General features: G+C 66.0%; 14 protein-coding genes and 2 pseudogenes. 10 read left to right on the top strand and 6 right to left on the bottom strand.

All coding sequences use genetic code 11. From position 1 onward, the window contains the following. Nucleotides 1–59 precede the first annotated feature (59 nt). The 6 genes from BMZ43_RS12950 to BMZ43_RS12925 all read left to right on the top strand — a co-directional run bounded on the left by BMZ43_RS12950 (nucleotide 60) and on the right by BMZ43_RS12925 (nucleotide 8123). The gene (locus BMZ43_RS12950; RefSeq protein WP_064307485.1) at nucleotides 60–614 is read left to right on the top strand and encodes a cytochrome b; all 555 of its coding nucleotides are present in this window, start codon (nucleotides 60–62) and stop codon (nucleotides 612–614) included. A gap of 35 nt (nucleotides 615–649) precedes the next feature. Then, nucleotides 650–1228 carry a YceI family protein gene (locus BMZ43_RS12945; RefSeq protein WP_017640964.1) on the top strand — a complete coding sequence of 193 codons (579 nt, stop codon included), beginning with the start codon at nucleotides 650–652 and terminating at the stop codon, nucleotides 1226–1228. Nucleotides 1229–1573: 345 nt separating this feature from the next. After that, nucleotides 1574–2767 (top strand): efflux RND transporter periplasmic adaptor subunit, encoded by a 1194-nt coding sequence (locus BMZ43_RS12940; protein ID WP_093254130.1) that lies wholly within the window; start codon nucleotides 1574–1576, stop codon nucleotides 2765–2767. A gap of 12 nt (nucleotides 2768–2779) precedes the next feature. Further along, nucleotides 2780–5914, top strand: coding sequence for an efflux RND transporter permease subunit (locus tag BMZ43_RS12935; protein ID WP_064307487.1), 3135 nt, complete (start codon nucleotides 2780–2782; stop codon nucleotides 5912–5914). 1 nt (nucleotide 5915) lies between these two features. Then, a complete protein-coding gene (locus BMZ43_RS12930) occupies nucleotides 5916–7418 on the top strand; it encodes an efflux transporter outer membrane subunit (RefSeq protein ID WP_093254127.1) in 1503 nt (500 codons plus the stop codon). Between the two features lie 117 nt (nucleotides 7419–7535). Then, nucleotides 7536–8123 (top strand): YajG family lipoprotein, encoded by a 588-nt coding sequence (locus BMZ43_RS12925; RefSeq protein ID WP_007161696.1) that lies wholly within the window; start codon nucleotides 7536–7538, stop codon nucleotides 8121–8123. 60 nt (nucleotides 8124–8183) lie between these two features. Here the strand turns inward: BMZ43_RS12925 and BMZ43_RS12920 are convergent, their stop codons facing one another. Next, the gene (locus tag BMZ43_RS12920) at nucleotides 8184–9344 is read right to left on the bottom strand and encodes a 1-acyl-sn-glycerol-3-phosphate acyltransferase (protein ID WP_064307489.1); all 1161 of its coding nucleotides are present in this window, start codon (nucleotides 9342–9344) and stop codon (nucleotides 8184–8186) included. 107 nt (nucleotides 9345–9451) lie between these two features. On the opposite strand from BMZ43_RS12920, the gene BMZ43_RS12915 reads away from it, so the two are divergent. From BMZ43_RS12915 to BMZ43_RS12905, 3 genes are read left to right on the top strand one after another with little or no spacing between them, the layout of a single operon-like run. Then, nucleotides 9452–9634, top strand: coding sequence for a CPXCG motif-containing cysteine-rich protein (locus tag BMZ43_RS12915; protein WP_093254124.1), 183 nt, complete (start codon nucleotides 9452–9454; stop codon nucleotides 9632–9634). Further along, nucleotides 9634–9894, top strand: coding sequence for a putative signal transducing protein (locus BMZ43_RS12910; protein ID WP_068382901.1), 261 nt, complete (start codon nucleotides 9634–9636; stop codon nucleotides 9892–9894). Before BMZ43_RS12915 ends, BMZ43_RS12910 begins: the two co-directional genes overlap by 1 nt. Before the next feature lie 9 nt (nucleotides 9895–9903). Next, nucleotides 9904–10521, top strand: a complete 618-nt coding sequence (locus tag BMZ43_RS12905; RefSeq protein WP_093254120.1) for an SOS response-associated peptidase — start codon at nucleotides 9904–9906, stop codon at nucleotides 10519–10521. 4 nt (nucleotides 10522–10525) lie between these two features. Here the strand turns inward: BMZ43_RS12905 and BMZ43_RS27385 are convergent, their stop codons facing one another. The 4 genes and pseudogenes from BMZ43_RS27385 to BMZ43_RS27370 all read right to left on the bottom strand — a co-directional run. Continuing rightward, the gene (locus BMZ43_RS27385) at nucleotides 10526–11251 is read right to left on the bottom strand and encodes a methyl-accepting chemotaxis protein (RefSeq protein WP_371913880.1); all 726 of its coding nucleotides are present in this window, start codon (nucleotides 11249–11251) and stop codon (nucleotides 10526–10528) included. A gap of 132 nt (nucleotides 11252–11383) precedes the next feature. Continuing rightward, nucleotides 11384–11584, bottom strand: a pseudogene (locus tag BMZ43_RS27380) (HAMP domain-containing protein); the annotation flags it as partial. A 1198-nt stretch (nucleotides 11585–12782) separates the two neighbouring features. After that, the gene (locus tag BMZ43_RS27375) at nucleotides 12783–13667 is read right to left on the bottom strand and encodes a methyl-accepting chemotaxis protein (RefSeq protein ID WP_371913879.1); all 885 of its coding nucleotides are present in this window, start codon (nucleotides 13665–13667) and stop codon (nucleotides 12783–12785) included. Further along, nucleotides 13641–13841 (bottom strand): annotated as a pseudogene (locus BMZ43_RS27370) (HAMP domain-containing protein); the annotation flags it as partial. The pseudogene BMZ43_RS27370 and the gene BMZ43_RS27375, both read right to left, overlap by 27 nt. Nucleotides 13842–15053: 1212 nt before the next feature. Here BMZ43_RS27370 and BMZ43_RS12890 point away from each other — a divergent pair. Then, complete coding sequence (locus tag BMZ43_RS12890) at nucleotides 15054–15875, top strand: M48 family metallopeptidase (protein ID WP_017639853.1); 822 nt, start codon at nucleotides 15054–15056, stop codon at nucleotides 15873–15875. 189 nt (nucleotides 15876–16064) lie between these two features. Here the strand turns inward: BMZ43_RS12890 and BMZ43_RS12885 are convergent, their stop codons facing one another. Further along, the gene (locus BMZ43_RS12885) at nucleotides 16065–17066 is read right to left on the bottom strand and encodes a class I SAM-dependent methyltransferase (protein WP_093254110.1); all 1002 of its coding nucleotides are present in this window, start codon (nucleotides 17064–17066) and stop codon (nucleotides 16065–16067) included. Between the last annotated feature and the right edge of the window lie 12 nt (nucleotides 17067–17078).

Raw genomic sequence — 17078 nt, 5'->3', positions numbered from 1 at the left:
CTTTCCATCGATACGTTTGCGGCTAGGCTTAGGCAAAGCTTTTTCAGGAGAGAAAAGCGATGCACTGGCGCAACGACGGCCTTCGCTACGGTCTGGTAAGTCTGGTTCTGCATTGGGTCATGGCCCTGGCGATCGTGGCCATGTTCGCCTCCGGCCTGTGGATGCGGACCCTGGACTACTACGACACCTGGTACCACACCGCCCCCGAACTGCATAAGAGCGCCGGCATTCTCTTGCTGATCGCCCTGGTGCTGCGCCTGCTCTGGCGCCTGGTCAGTCCGCCGCCGCCGGTGGAGGGTAGCCCGCTGGTACGTCGCGCGGCGGGTGCCGGGCACTTCCTGCTCTATGGGCTGATGCTCAGCGTCATGGTGGCCGGCTACCTGATCTCCACCGCCGATGGCGTGGCCATCGATGTCTTCGGCTGGTTCAAGGTCCCGGCGACCCTGAGCGGCCTGCCGGATCAGGCCGATACCGCCGGCAAGATCCACCTCTGGTTCGCTTGGACGCTGATCGTCCTGGCCGGTCTGCACGTGGTGGCCGCGCTCAAGCACCATTTCGTCGACCGCGACGGCACCCTGGTCCGGATGCTCGGCCGGGTCCACACTCCTTCCTGATGTTCGCTTCCCACCACCACATGGAGCTCCATCCAATGCTGAAGAAAACCGTTGCCGCCCTGGCCCTGGGTACCGCTCTGCTGGGCGCTGGCCAGGCCATGGCCGCCGATTACAAGATCGACAAGCAGGGCCAGCACGCCTTCATCCAATTCCGCATCCAGCACCTGGGCTACAGCTGGCTGTACGGCACCTTCAAGGACTTCGACGGCACCTTCAGCTTCGATGCCAAGGATCCGTCCGCCGACAAGGTCAAGGTGACCATCAACACCGACAGCGTCGACACCAACCACGCCGAACGCGACAAGCACCTGCGCAGCGCCGACTTCCTCAACGTCGCCGCCCATCCCCAGGCCAGCTTCGAATCGACCAAGGTCACCCCCACCGGCGACGGCACTGCCGATGTCACCGGCAACCTGACCCTGAACGGCGTGACCAAGCCGGTCACCATCAAGGCCCACTTCATGGGCGAGGGCAAGGATCCGTGGGGCGGCTACCGCGCCGGCTTCGAGGGCACCACCACCCTCAAGCTCAAGGATTTCAACATCCAGAAGGACCTCGGTCCGAAATCCCAGGAAGTGGAATTCATGCTGTCCTTCGAAGGCGTGCGCCAGTAACGGGACGCCCCCAGGTTGTAACCAAAAATGCCGGATTCGTCCGGCATTTTTGTGGGCGGTCGTTTTTGGTGACGAGGCGGGCGGCAGCGCGATCCCCTGGCAGAACTCGCCTCCGGCCTCATGGTCTGCTACCCAGGTCGGTCGCACCGCCTGGCTTTGTCGCCATCGCCGTGTTCATGAAGCATCGAAGCATCCGGCGAAATACCCGAGCATGGCACTTGGGTTATTTACAAACAGTCGTGAACGTAAGTATATTTGTCTGATAATAATTCCTATGCTCGAGCCGGTGCGGATCCACAAGGCGCGCTGCGCATGCTCATTTCCCAGCTTTCAAGGACTTTTGATATGCAGATCAAGCCGGCGCATGCCTTTTTCGCCCCCGCCCTGCTGGCCGTAGCCCTGGCCCTGGGCGCCTGCGGCAAGCAGGACAACAAGGACCAGCAGCAACAGCAGCAGAAGCCCGCGGAAGTCGGGGTGGTGACGATGGAACCACGCACCGTGACCCTGACCGACGAATTGCCCGGGCGCACCGCGGCCTTCCGTATCGCCGAGGTGCGGCCGCAGGTGAGCGGCATCCTGCTCAAGCGCTACTTCACCGAAGGCGCCGACGTGAAGGCCGGCACCCAGCTCTATCAGATCGATCCGCGCACCTACGAAGCCAACGTCAATTCGGCCAAGGCCTCCCTGGCCCAGGCCCAGGCGACCCTGGCCTCCAACCGGCTCAAGGCCCAGCGCTATGGCGCCCTGGTCAAGGAGCAGGCGATCAGCAAGCAGGAAGCCGACGATGCCCTGTCCATGCAGCGGCAGAACGAAGCCCAGGTGGAATCGGCAAGGGCCGCCCTGCGCAACGCCGAGATCAACCTGGCCTACACCAAGGTCGCCGCGCCCATCTCCGGCCGTATCGGGCGTTCGATGATGACCGAAGGCGCCCTGGTCACCGCCGACCAGACCACCGCCCTGACCAGCATCACCCAGCTGGACCCCATCTATGTCGACGTGACCCAGTCCGCCACCGATCTGCTGCGCCTGCGCCGCGAACTGGACAGCGGTCAGCTGCAGCGCGTGCAGGGCGAGAACGCCGCCGAGGTCAAGCTGATGCTGGAAGACGGCAGCGCCTACAGCCGTTCCGGCAAGCTCAAGTTCGCCGAGGTGTCGGTGGACCAGGGTACCGGCTCGGTGACCATCCGTGCCGAATTCCCCAACCCCGACAAGCTGCTGCTGCCCGGCATGTTCGTGCGTGCCCAGCTGCAATCGGGGGTGCGCCAGAATGCCATCCTGGTACCCCAGCAAGGGGTCACGCGTGATCAGAAGGGCAAGCCCACCGCCATGGTGGTGAATGGGGAAGGCAAGGTCGAGCTGCGCGAGTTGGTGACCGAGCGGGCCTTGGGTGCCGACTGGTTGGTATCCAAAGGCATCAAAGCGGGTGACAAGGTCATCACCGAAGGTCTGCAGAAGGTTAAACCCGGCGCCAGTGTCACTGCCAAGCCTGCCGGCAACGTCGCCTCCGCCGAGCAGCAGCCGGCCGGTCAGGGCCAATAAAGGGAGCGCCCGATGTCAAAGTTCTTCATCGACCGGCCCATCTTCGCCTGGGTAATCGCCCTGGTGATGATGCTCGCCGGCATCCTGGCGATCGTCAATCTGCCGATCAACCAGTACCCGAACATCGCCGCTCCGGCGGTCTCGATCCAGGTGACCTATCCTGGCGCCTCGGCGCAGACGGTGCAGGACACCGTGGTCCAGGTCATCGAGCAACAGATGAACGGGATCGACAACCTCAGGTACATCTCCTCGGAGTCCAACTCCGACGGCAGCATGACCATCATCGTGACCTTCAATCAGGGTACCAACTCGGACATCGCCCAGGTCCAGGTGCAGAACAAGCTGCAGCTGGCGACGCCCTTGCTGCCACAGGAAGTGCAGCAACAGGGTATCCGCGTCGCCAAGTACCAGCGCAACTTCATGATGGTGGTGGGCCTGGTCTCCAAGGACGGCTCCCTGACCAAGGACGACCTGTCCAACTACATCGTCTCCAACATGCAGGATCCCATCGCGCGGACCAGCGGTGTCGGCGACTTCCAGGTATTCGGCTCGCAGTACGCCATGCGTATCTGGCTGGATCCGGACAAGCTGTTCAAGTATCAGCTGACCCCGGTCGATGTCAGCAATGCGGTCAGCAGCCAGAACGTGCAGATCGCCTCGGGTCAGCTCGGTGGCCTGCCGGCCGTCAAGGGCCAGCAGCTCAACGCCACCATCATCGGCAAGACCCGCCTGACCTCGGCCGAGGAATTCGGCAAGATCTTCCTCAAGGTGGATCAGAGCGGTGCCCAGGTTCGGCTGCGTGACGTCGCGCGGATCGAACTGGGTGGCGAGAACTCGTCCATCGATGCCCAGTTCAACGGTAAGCCGGCTTCGGGTATGGCCCTGCGTCTGGCCACCGGGGCCAACGCCCTGGACACCGCCAAGGCGGTCCACGCCACCATCGACCGCCTCAAACCGTTCATGCCCGAAGGCATGGACGTGGTCTATCCCTATGACACCACGCCGGTAGTGACCGCGTCCATTCACGAGGTGGTCAAGACCCTGGGTGAGGCGATCCTGCTGGTGTTCCTGGTGATGTTCCTGTTCCTGCAGAACTTCCGGGCCACCCTGATTCCGACCATGGCCGTACCGGTAGTCCTGCTGGGTACCTTCGCGGTGCTGCTGGCCGCCGGTTTCACCATCAACATCCTGACCATGTTCGGCATGGTGTTGGCCATCGGCCTGCTGGTGGACGATGCCATCGTGGTGGTGGAAAACGTCGAGCGGGTGATGGCCGAGGAGGGGCTCTCGCCCAAGGAAGCGACCCGTAAGTCGATGGAGCAGATCCAGGGCGCCCTGGTGGGTATCGCTCTGGTGCTGTCGGCGGTGTTCGTGCCCATGGCCTTCTTCGGTGGCTCCACCGGGGTGATCTATCGGCAGTTTTCCATCACCATCGTCACTTCCATGGCGTTGTCTGTGCTGGTGGCTCTGGTCTTCACGCCCGCGCTGTGCGCCAGCATGCTCAAGCCGGTCAAGCAGGGGCACCACGAGAAGCGTGGTTTCTTCGGCTGGTTCAATCGCAAGTTCGAGAGCGGCCAGCACCGTTACGAGCGCAGCGTCGCCGCGGTGATCCGCCACAAGATCCCGTTCCTGCTGGTCTATGTGGTCATCGTCGCCGGCATGGCTTTCCTGTTCACGCGCATTCCCTCGTCCTTCCTGCCAGAAGAAGACCAGGGCATTCTGTTCGGCCAGGTCACGACACCGCCCGGTTCGTCCGCCGAGCGCACCCAGCAGGTGCTCGATACCATGCGCGAGCAGATGATGAAGAACGAGCCAGCCGTGGGTTCGATGTTCACCGTCAACGGCTTCAACTTCGCAGGTCGCGGTCAGAGTTCGGGCTTGGCGTTCATCCAGTTGAAACCCTGGGACCAGCGCCCTGATGCCAACGACGCCGCCGGTGCGGTTGCCGGACGCGCCATGGGCTATCTCTCGCAGATCCGGGATGCCATCGTCTTCGTGGTGGTACCGCCCGCGGTACTGGAGCTGGGTAACGCCACTGGTTTCGACTTCTATCTGCAGGACAACGGCGGCATTGGCCACGAGGCGCTCATGGCCGCGCGCAATCAGCTGCTCGGCATGGCTGCGCAGAATCCCAAGCTGATGCAGACCCGGCCCAACGGTCTCAACGACGAGCCGCAGTTCAAGCTCATCGTCGACGACGAAAAGGTGCGGGCGCTCGGTTTGTCGCAGAGCGATGTCAATCAGACGCTGTCCAGCGGCTGGGCCTCCAGTTACATCAACGACTTCATCGATCGTGGTCGGGTGAAGAAGGTGTACATGCAGGGCGAAGCCAGCGCACGGATGAATCCCGAGGATTTCAACAAGTGGTACGTGCGCAACGGCTCGGGCGAGATGGTGCCGGTGTCGGCCTTCGCCCGTGGCGAGTGGATCTACGGCTCGCCCAAGCTGGAGCGCTACAACGGCATCTCCTCGCTGGAGATCCTGGGATCCGCCGCGCCTGGCTACAGTACCGGTGACGCCATGGCCGAGATCGAGCGCATGGCCAAGGACCTGCCGCAGGGCGTGGGTATCGCCTGGACCGGTCTGTCCTACGAGGAGCGGCTGTCGGGCTCCCAGGCACCGGCGCTCTATGCCTTGTCGATGCTGGTGGTGTTCCTTTGCCTGGCGGCGCTGTACGAGAGTTGGTCGATTCCGATCGCGGTGCTCCTGGTCGTGCCACTGGGCGTCATCGGTGCGCTGTTGGCCACCTACTTCCGCGGCCTCGCCAACGACGTGTTCTTCCAGGTCGGTCTACTCACCACCATTGGCCTGGCGGCGAAGAACGCCATCCTGATCGTGGAATTCGCCAAGGAGCTGCACGAGGGCGGCAAGAACATCGTCGACGCGGCGGTGGAAGCGTCACGCATGCGCCTGCGGCCCATCATCATGACCTCCATGGCCTTCATCCTGGGCGTGGTGCCCTTGGCGATCTCTTCGGGCGCGAGCTCTGGCAGTCAGCACGCCGTGGGTACCGGCGTGATCGGCGGCATGCTCACCGCCACGATCCTGGCGATCTTCTGGATTCCCATGTTCTACGTGGTGGTCAGCAGCCTGTTCAAGGACAAGGCCACCAAGGACCAGGAAGCCCATGGCAAGGAAGGACACTGATATGAAGAAGTCTGTCTTGGCGGTGATCGTGGGCATGCTGGCCGTCTCCGGCTGCAGCCTGATCCCCGACTACCAGCGGCCCAATGCGCCGGTGGAGAACGCCTGGCCCCATGGCCAGGCCTACGATGCCCTGACGGTCAATCGCGACCAGCAGGCGGCCGACATCGGCTGGCGCGATTTCTATCGCGACCCGGCCCTGCAGCGGCTGATCCAGCTGGCGCTGGACAACAACCGCGACCTGCGCCAGGCCGCGCTGAACGTGCGTCTCTACCAGGCGCAGTACCGCGTGCAGCGCGCCGAGCTGTTTCCCGACATCGCGGTCAGCGGCACCGGGACCCGTACCCGCCAGCCGGAGGACCTGAGCCAGGTCTCCGCCATCCGCGAACTGCTCGCCGGCAACACCGCCAATGGCGCGGGTGGCGGCGGTGGCGGCAGCATCAGCAGCCAGTACAGCGTGACCCTGGGTTTCACCTCCTATGAGCTGGACCTCTTCGGTCGCCTGCGCAGCCTCAGCGAGCAGGCGCTGCTCAACTACTTCGCCACCAGCGAAGGGCGTCGCAGCACCCAGATCTCGCTGGTCTCGGAAGTGGCCAACGCCTACTACGCCTGGCTCACCGACCAGCGCATGCTGCAACTGACCCGCGAGACCCTCGCCGCCTACCAGCGCTCCTACGACCTGACCCGTCAGACCGTGGAAAACGGCGTGGCCAGCGGGCTGGACCTGCGCCAGTCGCGCACCGCCCTGGAAGGCGCGCGGGCGAATCTGGCCCAGTACACCCGCCAGGTGGCCCAGGATCGCAATGCCCTGACCCTGCTGCTGGGCACCTCGATCCCGGCGGACCTGCCGCAAGGCAAGGGCCTGGATGGCAAGGACCTGCTCGCCGATCTGCCGGCCAACCTGCCGTCGGATCTCTTGCAGAAGCGTCCGGACATCCTCCAGTCCGAGCTGCAGCTGCGCGCCGCCAACGCCAACATCGGCGCGGCCCGGGCGGCCTTCTTCCCGCGCATCAGCCTGACCGCCCAGGGCGGCACGGCCAGCCGGGATCTCAATGGCCTGTTCGACGCCGGTTCCGGCTACTGGACCTTCTCGCCGAGCATCAACATCCCGATCTTCACGGCCGGTAGCCTCAAGGCCAGCCTGGATGCGGCCAAGATCCAGAAGGACATCAACGTCGCCACCTACGAGAAGTCGATCCAGACCGCCTTCCGCGAGGTGGCCGATGCCCTGGCGGCGAAGGGCACCTACGACGACCAGCTGCAGGCCCAGCAGGACCTGGTACAGGCCAGCCAGGAGTACTATGACCTGGCCAACCTGCGCTATCGCCAGGGCATCGACAACTACCTCACGGTACTCGACGCCCAGCGTTCGCTGTACAGCGCCCAGCAGCAGTTGATCACCGACAGACTCAACCAGCTCAACAGCGAGGTCACCCTGTACAAGGCCCTCGGCGGTGGCTGGTTGGAGCGCAGCCAGACGCGACCGCCACTGGCGGCCAAGCCCTGACCCTGGTTTGAAGAGACGCCGGCCCGAGCCGGCGTTTCCTTGTCCGCTATCCCCGTCTATCGACGCCGCTGGGGGGCTGGGTATACTGCCCCCTGTCCCTTTCTCTGGAGTTTCTGCATGCGCTATCGCCTGTTGCTCGGCCTGCTCGCCGCCACTGGTCTGACCCTGGCCGGCTGTGCCAGTAGCCCTCAGCAATTGAGTCCGCAACCCCAGATCACCGCGCCCATCGCGCCGGTCGGCCAGGGCCAGCCGGTCTCGGTCCGCGTGGTCGACGGTCGCTCCTCCTTCACCCTGGGCACCCGTGGCGGGCTCTATCCCGACACCAGCGTGGTGGTGGTGCAGACCCAGGACGTGATTCCCAAGCTGCAGGCGGAAGCCGAGAAGGCCGTACGCCAGATGGGCTTCACCCCGTCGCCCAATGCCGGCCCGGGTGCGCCCCAGCTGACCCTGACCCTGGCCGAGCTGAACTACCAGTCGCCCAAGGAACTGTACGTCACCGCCTCCGACGTCGCCGCGGCCTTCCAGGTGGACGTGCGCAACAGCCAGCGTGGCTACCGCGGCCGCTACGGCGCCAGCCTCAACCAGCGCTTCGGCATGGCACCCAACGCCGAGGCCAACACCAAGCTGGTCAGCGATGTGCTGAGCGATGCCCTGACCCGGGTGTTCAAGGATCCGACCGTGGTGCAGGTGCTCAGCGGTCGCTGAAAACCTACCGCCCACAAAAAAGCCCGGCACTGGCCGGGCTTTTTCGTGGGCTGCTGGCGACTATTCCAGGCCGGCCAGCACGCGGTACTTGTTCAGCACCGGCTGGGCGTACTGGCGCACCAGTTGTGCCCGGTACTCCGCCGGGCATTCGGCCAGGCGTCTTTCCCACTCGGCACGGGCGACCTCGATCTCCTCGGCCGGAAACAGGGCGTCCACGGCGGGCACGGCCAGCTCCGCATCGCGGCCATCCCAGGCGGCATAGGCCAGGTAGCTGGCCGGAAACAGCCGGTAGTTGCCGAGGATCTGCCGGTCCATTTCCTGGGCCAGCGCCTTGGCGTCCTCGAATTCGCCGCTCACCGGCTCGCCAAAGGCCACGTGCACTCGGCCCTTGTAGCCGGTGATGCCCAGGGCGATGCTGACGTCGTCCTCGCCCGGCGCCTTGGTGTAGCTGCCAGTGGTAGCGCGGATGTGCAGTTCGCGGGCCTTGGCCTGGTCGCAGGGATCGAATTCGTAGCTGATGGACACCGGCACGATGTTCAGCGCCTTGACCAGCTCGGCGAAGGGCTCGTCCTTGCAGCTCATGTGGAACATCTTGAGGATGGCCGAATCGGTGCGGTCGTCGCCGTCCTTGGCCCGGCCCTCGGCCTGGGCGATCCAGATGGACTGGCCGTCCTGGCGGATCGAGTGATTGATGTAGGCGGACAGGTTCTGGTACGCCGCCAGCTTTTCGCGGCGACCGCTGATGGAGCGGTGCACGATGAAGCTCTTGTTCAGCCGCATCAGGTCGCTGACGAAGGGCTTCTGCAGCAGGTTGTCGCCGATGGCGATGCGCGGCGTTGGCAGACCGGCGTGGTAGACGGCATAGTTGACGAAGGCCGGGTCCATCACGATGTCGCGGTGGTTGGCCAGGAACAGATAGGCGCGACCACTGCGCAATTGGTCGATGCCCGAGTAGGTGACGCCGTCCGAGGCCTTCTCGATGGCGCGATCCACATAGGGTTCGAGCTTGTCCTGCAGCGCCGCGACGCTCTGGATACCACTCAGTTCCTGGCGCAGGCGGGTGCGCAGCAGGGGGCGCACTACCCAGCCGAGTCCCTTGGACAGGCGCGGGAACCGGTAGCCGGCAAGGATGCCGATGAAGTGGTCGTCGTCGATCAGGCGGGCCAGAACCCCGGGGACTTCCGCGTCGTTATAGGGTCGAATGGCTTCGAACTCGCCCATGGTGTTCTCTTGTAGAAATTCCGGCGGCCATAGTAGTGGGCGTGGCGCCAGATGCAAGCGTCAGGGGCCGGATGGGCGGCAGGTTGGCGGTCAAGGAGTGCAGGCAGATGCTGGAAAGCCAGGAATACGATTGCCCTTATTGCGGCGAACTGGGCGAGGTGGTGCTCGACCTCAGCGGCGGTGACCAGGACTACTACGAGGACTGTGAAGTCTGCTGCCGACCGATCCGCTTCGGCCTGCACACCGATGGCGAGGACTGGAATCTCGAGGTTCGGCGGGAGGACGACTGATGCGCCGCATCTATGAGCCGGGTTCGCTGCACGAAGGCGAATTGCTCCTGGCGGTGCTGGCCAGCGAGGGCATCAGCGGCTTTCTCGCCGGGCGCCATCTGCTCGGTGGCATCGGCGATCTGCCCGCGGTGGGCTTGCTCGCCCTGCTGGTCGAGGACGAAGAGGCGCAGCGCGCGCAGGCGCTGATCGCCGCGTACAATGCCGCCACGCCCCTGCCGGGAGAGGATCCTTCTCCCGAGCAGGGCATCCTCATTTGTTGAAAGGTTTTCATGTCCGGACGCTACGCCCTGTTCCGCTGGCCCGCTGAATTCGCCGGCTTGCCGGGTTTTCCCGACAAGCATCCCCCGCGCTGGAACATCTCGCCCCACCAGCAGGTGCTGCTGCAGCGGCGGACCGCCGAGGGCGAGCGGGTCGACAGCGGTCGCTGGGGGCTGACGCCGCCCTGGCTCACCGATCTGTCCCGCACCCCCACCCATGCCCGCGCCGAAAGCCTAGCCACCCAGCCGATGTTTCGCGAGCCCTTTCGCCTGCGGCGCTGTCTGCTGCCGGCCAACGGCTTCTACGAATGGCGCGGTGGCCACCGCAAGCGGCCCTACTGGATGTTCAATGGCGAACCCCTGGCCTGGTTCGCCGCGCTCTGGGAGGCCTATCCGGCCGGGGATCAGCTCTGGCTGTCGGTGGCCATGGTCACCCAGGCGGCCGGTCCGCTGCGCCGCCCCATTCTGCTCGACGAGGCGGGTCGTGCCCTCTGGCAGGATCCGGACAGCACGCCCGAAGCCCTGCAGGAGCTGTTGGCCGCGGGCGGCATGCCGCTGCGCGAGCGGGTCTTGGCCAACATCGTCAACCGGCCCGAGGTAGACGGGCCGGAGTGTTTGACGCCCTTGTGACCCGCTAGACCTTGAAGCGCGCCGCCAACTGGCGCTGCCGTTCGGCCAGTTCGCTCAGGTGGCTACCGGCGCGGGTGGCCTGATCAGCCTGGTCGTGTACGCCATTGGCCGCCTGGCCGATGTTGACCACGTTGCGATTGATGTCCTCGGCCACCGCGCTCTGCTCCTCGGCGGCGCTGGCGATCTGCAGATTCATTTCGGTGATCTCGCCCACGGCGGTGAGGATGACCTCCAGGGCCCGGCTGGCCGCCTGGGTCTGTTCCACCTGATTGCTGGTCTGGGCATGGCTGTTCTGCATCAGCGCCACGGTCTCCCGGGTGCCGCTCTGCAGGCGCTGGATCATGCTCTGGATCTCGCCGGTGGCGACCTGGGTCTTTTGCGCCAGGGTGCGCACCTCATCGGCCACTACGGCGAAGCCACGGCCCTGCTCGCCGGCCCGGGCCGCCTCGATGGCCGCGTTGAGCGCCAGCAGATTGGTCTGCTCGGCGATGCCGTTGATGGTGGTGAGGATGGAACCGATGTTCTCGCTGTCATCGGCCACCAGGCGTACCTGGGTCACGGCGCGCTCGATTTCCGCGGCGAGGGTGGCGCAGTCGCTGACATTTTGCCGCACCACACGCTGGCCTTCGCTCACGGCGCTATCGGCCTGGGTGGCCGCCTGGGCGGCGCGTCCGGCATTGCTGGCGACATCCTGGGCGGTGGCGGTCATCTCCTGCATGGCGGTGGCCACCTGGTCGATCTCCTGCAGCTGGCGCTGAACGCCGTCGCGGGTGCGCTGGGCGATGTTGGAGGTCTGGGTGGCGGCCGTGTTCACGTCGCTGACCGAATGTACCAGCTGACCGATGAGGTGCTGCAGCGAACCGAGGAAGGCATTGAAACCGCTGGCGATGGCACCGAGTTCGTCGCGGCTATTGACCGTCAGCCGCTGGGTCAGGTCCCCATCGCCCTTGGCGATGTCGTCGAGCATGGCCACCATCTGCCGCAGCGGGCGGGCGATGCGCAGGCTGACCAGCCAGAGCAGCAGCAGGCCGCCGCCAGCCACCAGCAGGCCCACCAGCAGCATGCCGGCCATATCAGTACGGCGTTGCTCGCCGAGGGCCTGTTGCAGGAGATGCAGATCGCTGAGCACCGCCACGCGGGGCAGCTGCAGGATCAACGTCCAGGTGGTGGCATTGTTGCCCAGGCGCAGCGGCAGATACACCTGATAGAGGTCGTGTTGGCTATCGAAGCGGCGGGTCACCCCATCGCCGAGTTGCGCCAGGCCCTGGGCCGCGTCGCCGAGTATCTGCGCGGCCGGCTGACCGAGCGCCTTGGGATCCCGGGTATAGGCCACCAGGGTGCCGCGGTTGGCGACCAGCGCCATGCTGCCCGCGCCCTCGTAGAGACCGGCGTTGGCCTGCTTGAGCTGCTCCTGGATAAAGGCCAGGGACAGGTCGGCGCCGACCACGCCCTTGAAGGCACCCTTGACCAGGATGGGCACGTTGAAGGAGGACATCAGGATCTTCTGTCCATTCATCTCGTAGGGTGCCGGATCGACGATGCAGGGCTTGAGGCTCTGCCGCGGGCAAAGGTAGTACTCACCCTCGCGGACCCCGGTGGGCAGCACCGTCTGGCTTTCCATGGTCGGCCCCAGGGGTTCCACCTTCAGGCCGCCCTCGGGTGTGCGATACCACCAGGGCATGAAGCGACCCGTGGCGTCATAGCCGGCTTCGCTGCGTCCGGCGTACTGGGCGTCTGCGCCGTCGAAGGCATTGGGCTCCCAACCCGCGTAAACGTCGAGCAGGTCGGGATTGTCGAGCAGGGTCTGCTGGAGCAGGTTGTTGAGGCCTTCACGGTCGATCCGCAGGGGCCGTTCGGCGCTGCTGTCGGCCTGGGCATTGAGTTGAGCGATACCGCGGGCGACCGTGAGCGGCAGATCCAGCTTCTGCATCAGGCTGCCGGCAATCGCCTGGGCCTGGGCATCCAACCGGGCCTGGGCAGCACGCTCGGCAAGCTGGGCGGTATGGGTGTCGACCAGGCTTTGGGTGCGCATGCCGGCAAAGAGCACATAACCGACGAGCGCCATGACCACGGCCAGGATGCAGCTCCCCGAGAGCAGCGTGATGGTCGTACGGACTGAGCGAAAAGACATCGACAACACTCCAGTGCTTGGGTGGCGCGAGGTTATCGGCAGTGCACCGCGCTACCTTTAGGTTTTAGCGGCGCATCGGTGCCGACGAATCCCTCCCCAAGCAGAGAGGAGGGGCACGCAGCTAGCCTTGCTAGACGCGGAAGCGTCCCGCCAGCTGGCGTTGCTGCTCGGCCAGTTCGCGCAGTTGCTGGCCGGCGCGGGAGGCGCTGTCGGCTTCGCCGTGGACCGCCTGGGCGCTCTGGCCGATATTGACCACGTTGCGATTGATGTCCTCGGCCACCGCGCTCTGCTCCTCGGCGGCGCTGGCGATCTGCAGATTCATGCTGGTGATTTCGCTCACCGCCGCCAGGATGGTGTCCAGAGCGCGCCGGGTGGCCTCGGTCTGGGCGACCTGGGTGCTGGTCTGGGCGCCGCTGGCCTGCATCACCGTCACCGCCTCGCGGGTGCCCTGCTGCAGGCGCTGAATCATGCTCTGGATCTCGCCGGTGGCGACCTGGGTCTTTTGCGCCAGGTTGCGCACCTCGTCGGCCACCACGGCGAAGCCACGGCCCTGTTCGCCGGCGCGGGCCGCCTCGATGGCGGCGTTGAGCGCCAGCAGGTTGGTCTGCTCGGCGATGCCATTGATGGTGGTGAGGATGGAGCCGATGTTCTCGCTGTCCTCGGCGACCCGGCGCACCTGCTCCACCGCACGCTCGATCTCCTCGGCGAGGGCGACGCTGCTGGCGACGTTCTGCTGCACCAGGCGCTGACCTTCGTTGACCGCGCCGTCCGCCTCGGTGGCGGCGCGTGCCGCGCGACCGGCATTGCCGGCCACGTCCTGCGCGGTAGCGGTCATCTCCTGCATGGCGGTCGCCAGCTGGTCGATCTCCTGCAACTGCCGCTCCACGCCGTCGCGGGTGCGCTGGGCGATATGGGAGGTGTGCTCGGCCGCCGTGGCCACTTCGCCCACCGAGCGGACCAGCTGGCCGATGAGGTTCTGCAGCGACGCCAGGAAGCTGTTGAAGCCGCCGGCCATGGCGCCGACCTCGTCACGGCGCTCGGTGGCGAGGCGCTGGGTCAGGTCGCCGTCGCCCTGGCCGATGGCGTCGAGCATGGCGACCATCTGCCGCAGCGGCCGGGCGATGCGCAGGCTGATCAGCCAGAGCACCAGCAGGCCGGCACCGGCGACCGCCAGGCCCACCAGCAGCATGCCGACCACATCCTGGTGGCGTTGGCTGCCCAGGGTGTCCTTGAGGCTATAGAGATCGGCCAGCACGGCTTCGCGGGGTAATTCGACGATCAGCGTCCAGACCTGGCGGTTGTCGCCAGTGAAGCGCAGCGGCAGATAGACTTGGTAGCGCTCGCTTTTGGTGTCGAAACGGCGCGTGACGCCCTCGCCCAGGTCCCTGAGGCCGGCCAGCGTCGCGCCCAGCACTGGTTCGGCCGGCTTGCCCAGTTGGCTGGCGTCGGCGGTGTAGGCGACCAGGGTGCCCCGCCCGGCGACCAGGGCCATGCGGCCCACGCCGCCATAGAGGCGGCCATTGGCCTTGACCAACTGGCGCTGGATGAAGTCCAGCGGCACGTCGGCGCCGACCACGCCCTTGAAGGCGCCACCGACCAGGATGGGCACGTTGAAGGAAGCGATCAGCACCTGCTGTTCGTTGACCGTGTCGGGCATGGGGTCGAGCACGCAGGTGGTGCGAGTTTCCCGTGGACAGAGGTAGTACTCGCCTTCGCGCACGCCCGAGGGCAGGCGGGTCTGGCTTTCCACGGTCTCGCCAATCGGCTCCACCGTGACGTCGCCGTCGAGGGTCTTGTGCCACCAGGGGGTGAAGCGGCCTTGCTCGTCGTAGCCGGCGGCGGCGTCGCCGCGATGGCGCTCGTCCTGGCCATCGATGGCATTGGGTTCCCAGACGGTATAGAGGCTGAGCAGGCCGGGCTGGCGCTTGAGGGTCTGGCCCAAGAGCCGGACCAGACTCTGGCGATCCAGGTCGACCTGCTGGTCGCCACCGCTGCCCATGGCCACGTTGAGCTGCGCCAGTTGATTGGCCAGTTGCAGGGGAACGTCCAGTTGGCGCTGCAGCTGGTTGCCCACGGCTTCGGCTTCCGCGGTCAGCTGGGCCTCTGCGGCAGTGGCGGCCAGGGCCTCGGTATGGGTATCGACCAGCGTGCGGGTGCGCTGACCCGCGAGCAGGGTATAGGCGATCAAGGCGATCACCACCACCAGGATGCAGGCGCCGGCCAGCAGGGTGATGGAGGTGCGGATGGATCTGGAACTCATCGGGGACTCCGGAGGGCATTCAATGCCGTGGCTATCGGCGGCGCTGACGATCCATTGAGGCCTCCGGTCGCCTGCGCACGAACGTTGCCGGGCGCGACGCCCCTCTCTATGCTGTATCCGCCTCGATACCTGGAGATTCCCATGCGCCGTATCCTTCCCCTCGCAGGCCTGTCCTTGAGCCTGCTACTGGTCGCCTGCCAGACCGTCAACACCACCTCGGGTGGCGCGGTCGGGGTGCAGCGCAAGCAGTACATGTTCAGCATGCTGTCCGAGCAGCAGGTCAACCAGATGTACGCCCAGTCCTATGCCAAGACGGTCAGCGAAGCCAAGGCCGCCGGCAAGCTGGCCAATGACAGCGCCGACGGCAAGCGCGTCGCCGCCATCGCCAAGCGCCTGATCCCGCAGACCGCGGCCTTCCGCCCGGACGCGGTGAACTGGGACTGGCAGGTCAACCTGGTGCAGAGCGACGAGCTCAACGCCAATTGCGGTCCGGGCGGCAAGATCTTCGTCTACAGCGGCCTGATCGATCAGCTCAAGCTGACCGACGACGAGCTGGCCGCGGTGATGGGCCACGAGATCGCCCACGCCTTGCGCGAGCACAGCCGCGAGCAGATGTCGCGGGCCTATGCCATCCAGATGGGCGAGAACCTCGGCGGGGCCCTGCTGGGTGTTGGCCAGGGCGGCATGCAACTGGCCGACCAGGTGTCCCAGGTGGCCCTGACCCTGCCGTTCAGCCGCGGCAACGAGAACGAAGCCGACCTCATCGGCCTGGAGCTCTCGGCCCGTGCCGGCTACAACCCCAATGCCGCCATCACCCTCTGGCAAAAGATGGCCCAGGCCAGCCAGGGCAAGCAGCCGGCGGAATTCCTCAGCACCCACCCCTCCGACGCCAACCGCACCAAGGCGCTACAGGCGGCGATTCCCAAGGTAATGCCGTTGTATGAGGCGGCGAAGAAGGGGTGAGGTTTTGACTAGGGGTGGCGTTTTCCCTCACCCCAACCCTCTCCCAAGGGGAGAGGGTGCTGGTTGGGTACTACGGGGGTAACATTGCCGCGGTTCGGCCGCGCCTGTTGGGCTTCGACGATGAAGCCGTCTCAACCCAACCTACGGATGCCGCGTAGGTTGGGTTGAGCGCAGCGAAGCCCAACAGCGTTACCGCCGCCGGGCGCTATAGACCTTGAAGCCGTCCCGCTCGGCCAGGGTGCGGCAGTTGCCGAAGGCTGCCTCGATCAGCGGCGGATAGCGCAGGAAGCTGTTGGCCACCAGGCGCAGTTCGCCACCGGGCCTGAGATGGCGCACCGCCTCGGCCAGCAGGGTTTCGGTGGTGCGATAGTCGGTCTTCACACCGCTGTGGAAGGGCGGATTGCTGACGATGGCGGCAAGGCCCGTGGGTGCCGCGGCGATGCCGTCGCCGGCGATCACCGTTCCGGCGAGACCATTGGCCGCCAGGGTCTGGCGACTGCTGGCCACGGCGAAGGCGTCCACGTCCAGCAGATGCAGGGTGCTGGCGGGATAGCGGCGAGCCAGGGCGGCGCCGACCACGCCGGCGCCGCAACCGAAGTCCAGCACCGCGCCCTCGGGCAGGCCGTCGAGCTGGTCCAGCAGCAGCGCCGTGCCCACGTCCAGCCGGCCATGGCTGAAGACGCCCGGCAGACTGAGAATGTCCAGGTTCACCCCAGCCCGCTCCAGCCGCTGGCGTTGCAGCCAGGCGTCCGGCTGCGGATCGGCCGAGGTGCGAGGGCCGTGCACCACCCACAGTTGGCAATGGCGGGCGCTGTCGAGCTTGCTGGCCTTGCCGAAGGCACCCAGCTGGCGCGCGGCGCGTTCGATGCCGGCCTTCTTTTCACCGACCAGATAGAGGCTGCCCTCGGCTGGCAGGCAGCGAGTCAGGGCGGTGAGCAGGAAGTCGGTGGCCTCGCGGGACTTGGGCAGGAACAGCACGGCGCCGGCGAAGGCGCCCGGTGGCGGTTCGATGCCTAGAAGAGAGCGGCCCGGATAGCGCCGGGCCAGTTGCTCGGCCTCGCCGGCGTGCCAACTCCAGCCACTGGCCGCGGGCAGGGCGCCGAGCAGGTCGTCAGCCGGTAGCCCTGCCAGCAGCAGGGGGCCGCCGAAGCGCTCGGGGTGGCGGAGGAGGACTTCGCTGCGCGGATCCATGGGGCTACCTGG

This window comes from Pseudomonas sp. Snoq117.2 (assembly GCF_900110545.1).
Lineage (GTDB): Bacteria > Pseudomonadota > Gammaproteobacteria > Pseudomonadales > Pseudomonadaceae > Chryseomonas > Chryseomonas benzopyrenica.
The sequence above is the reverse complement of the archived record's forward strand: the minus strand, read 5'-3'. Positions and strand labels throughout refer to the sequence as shown.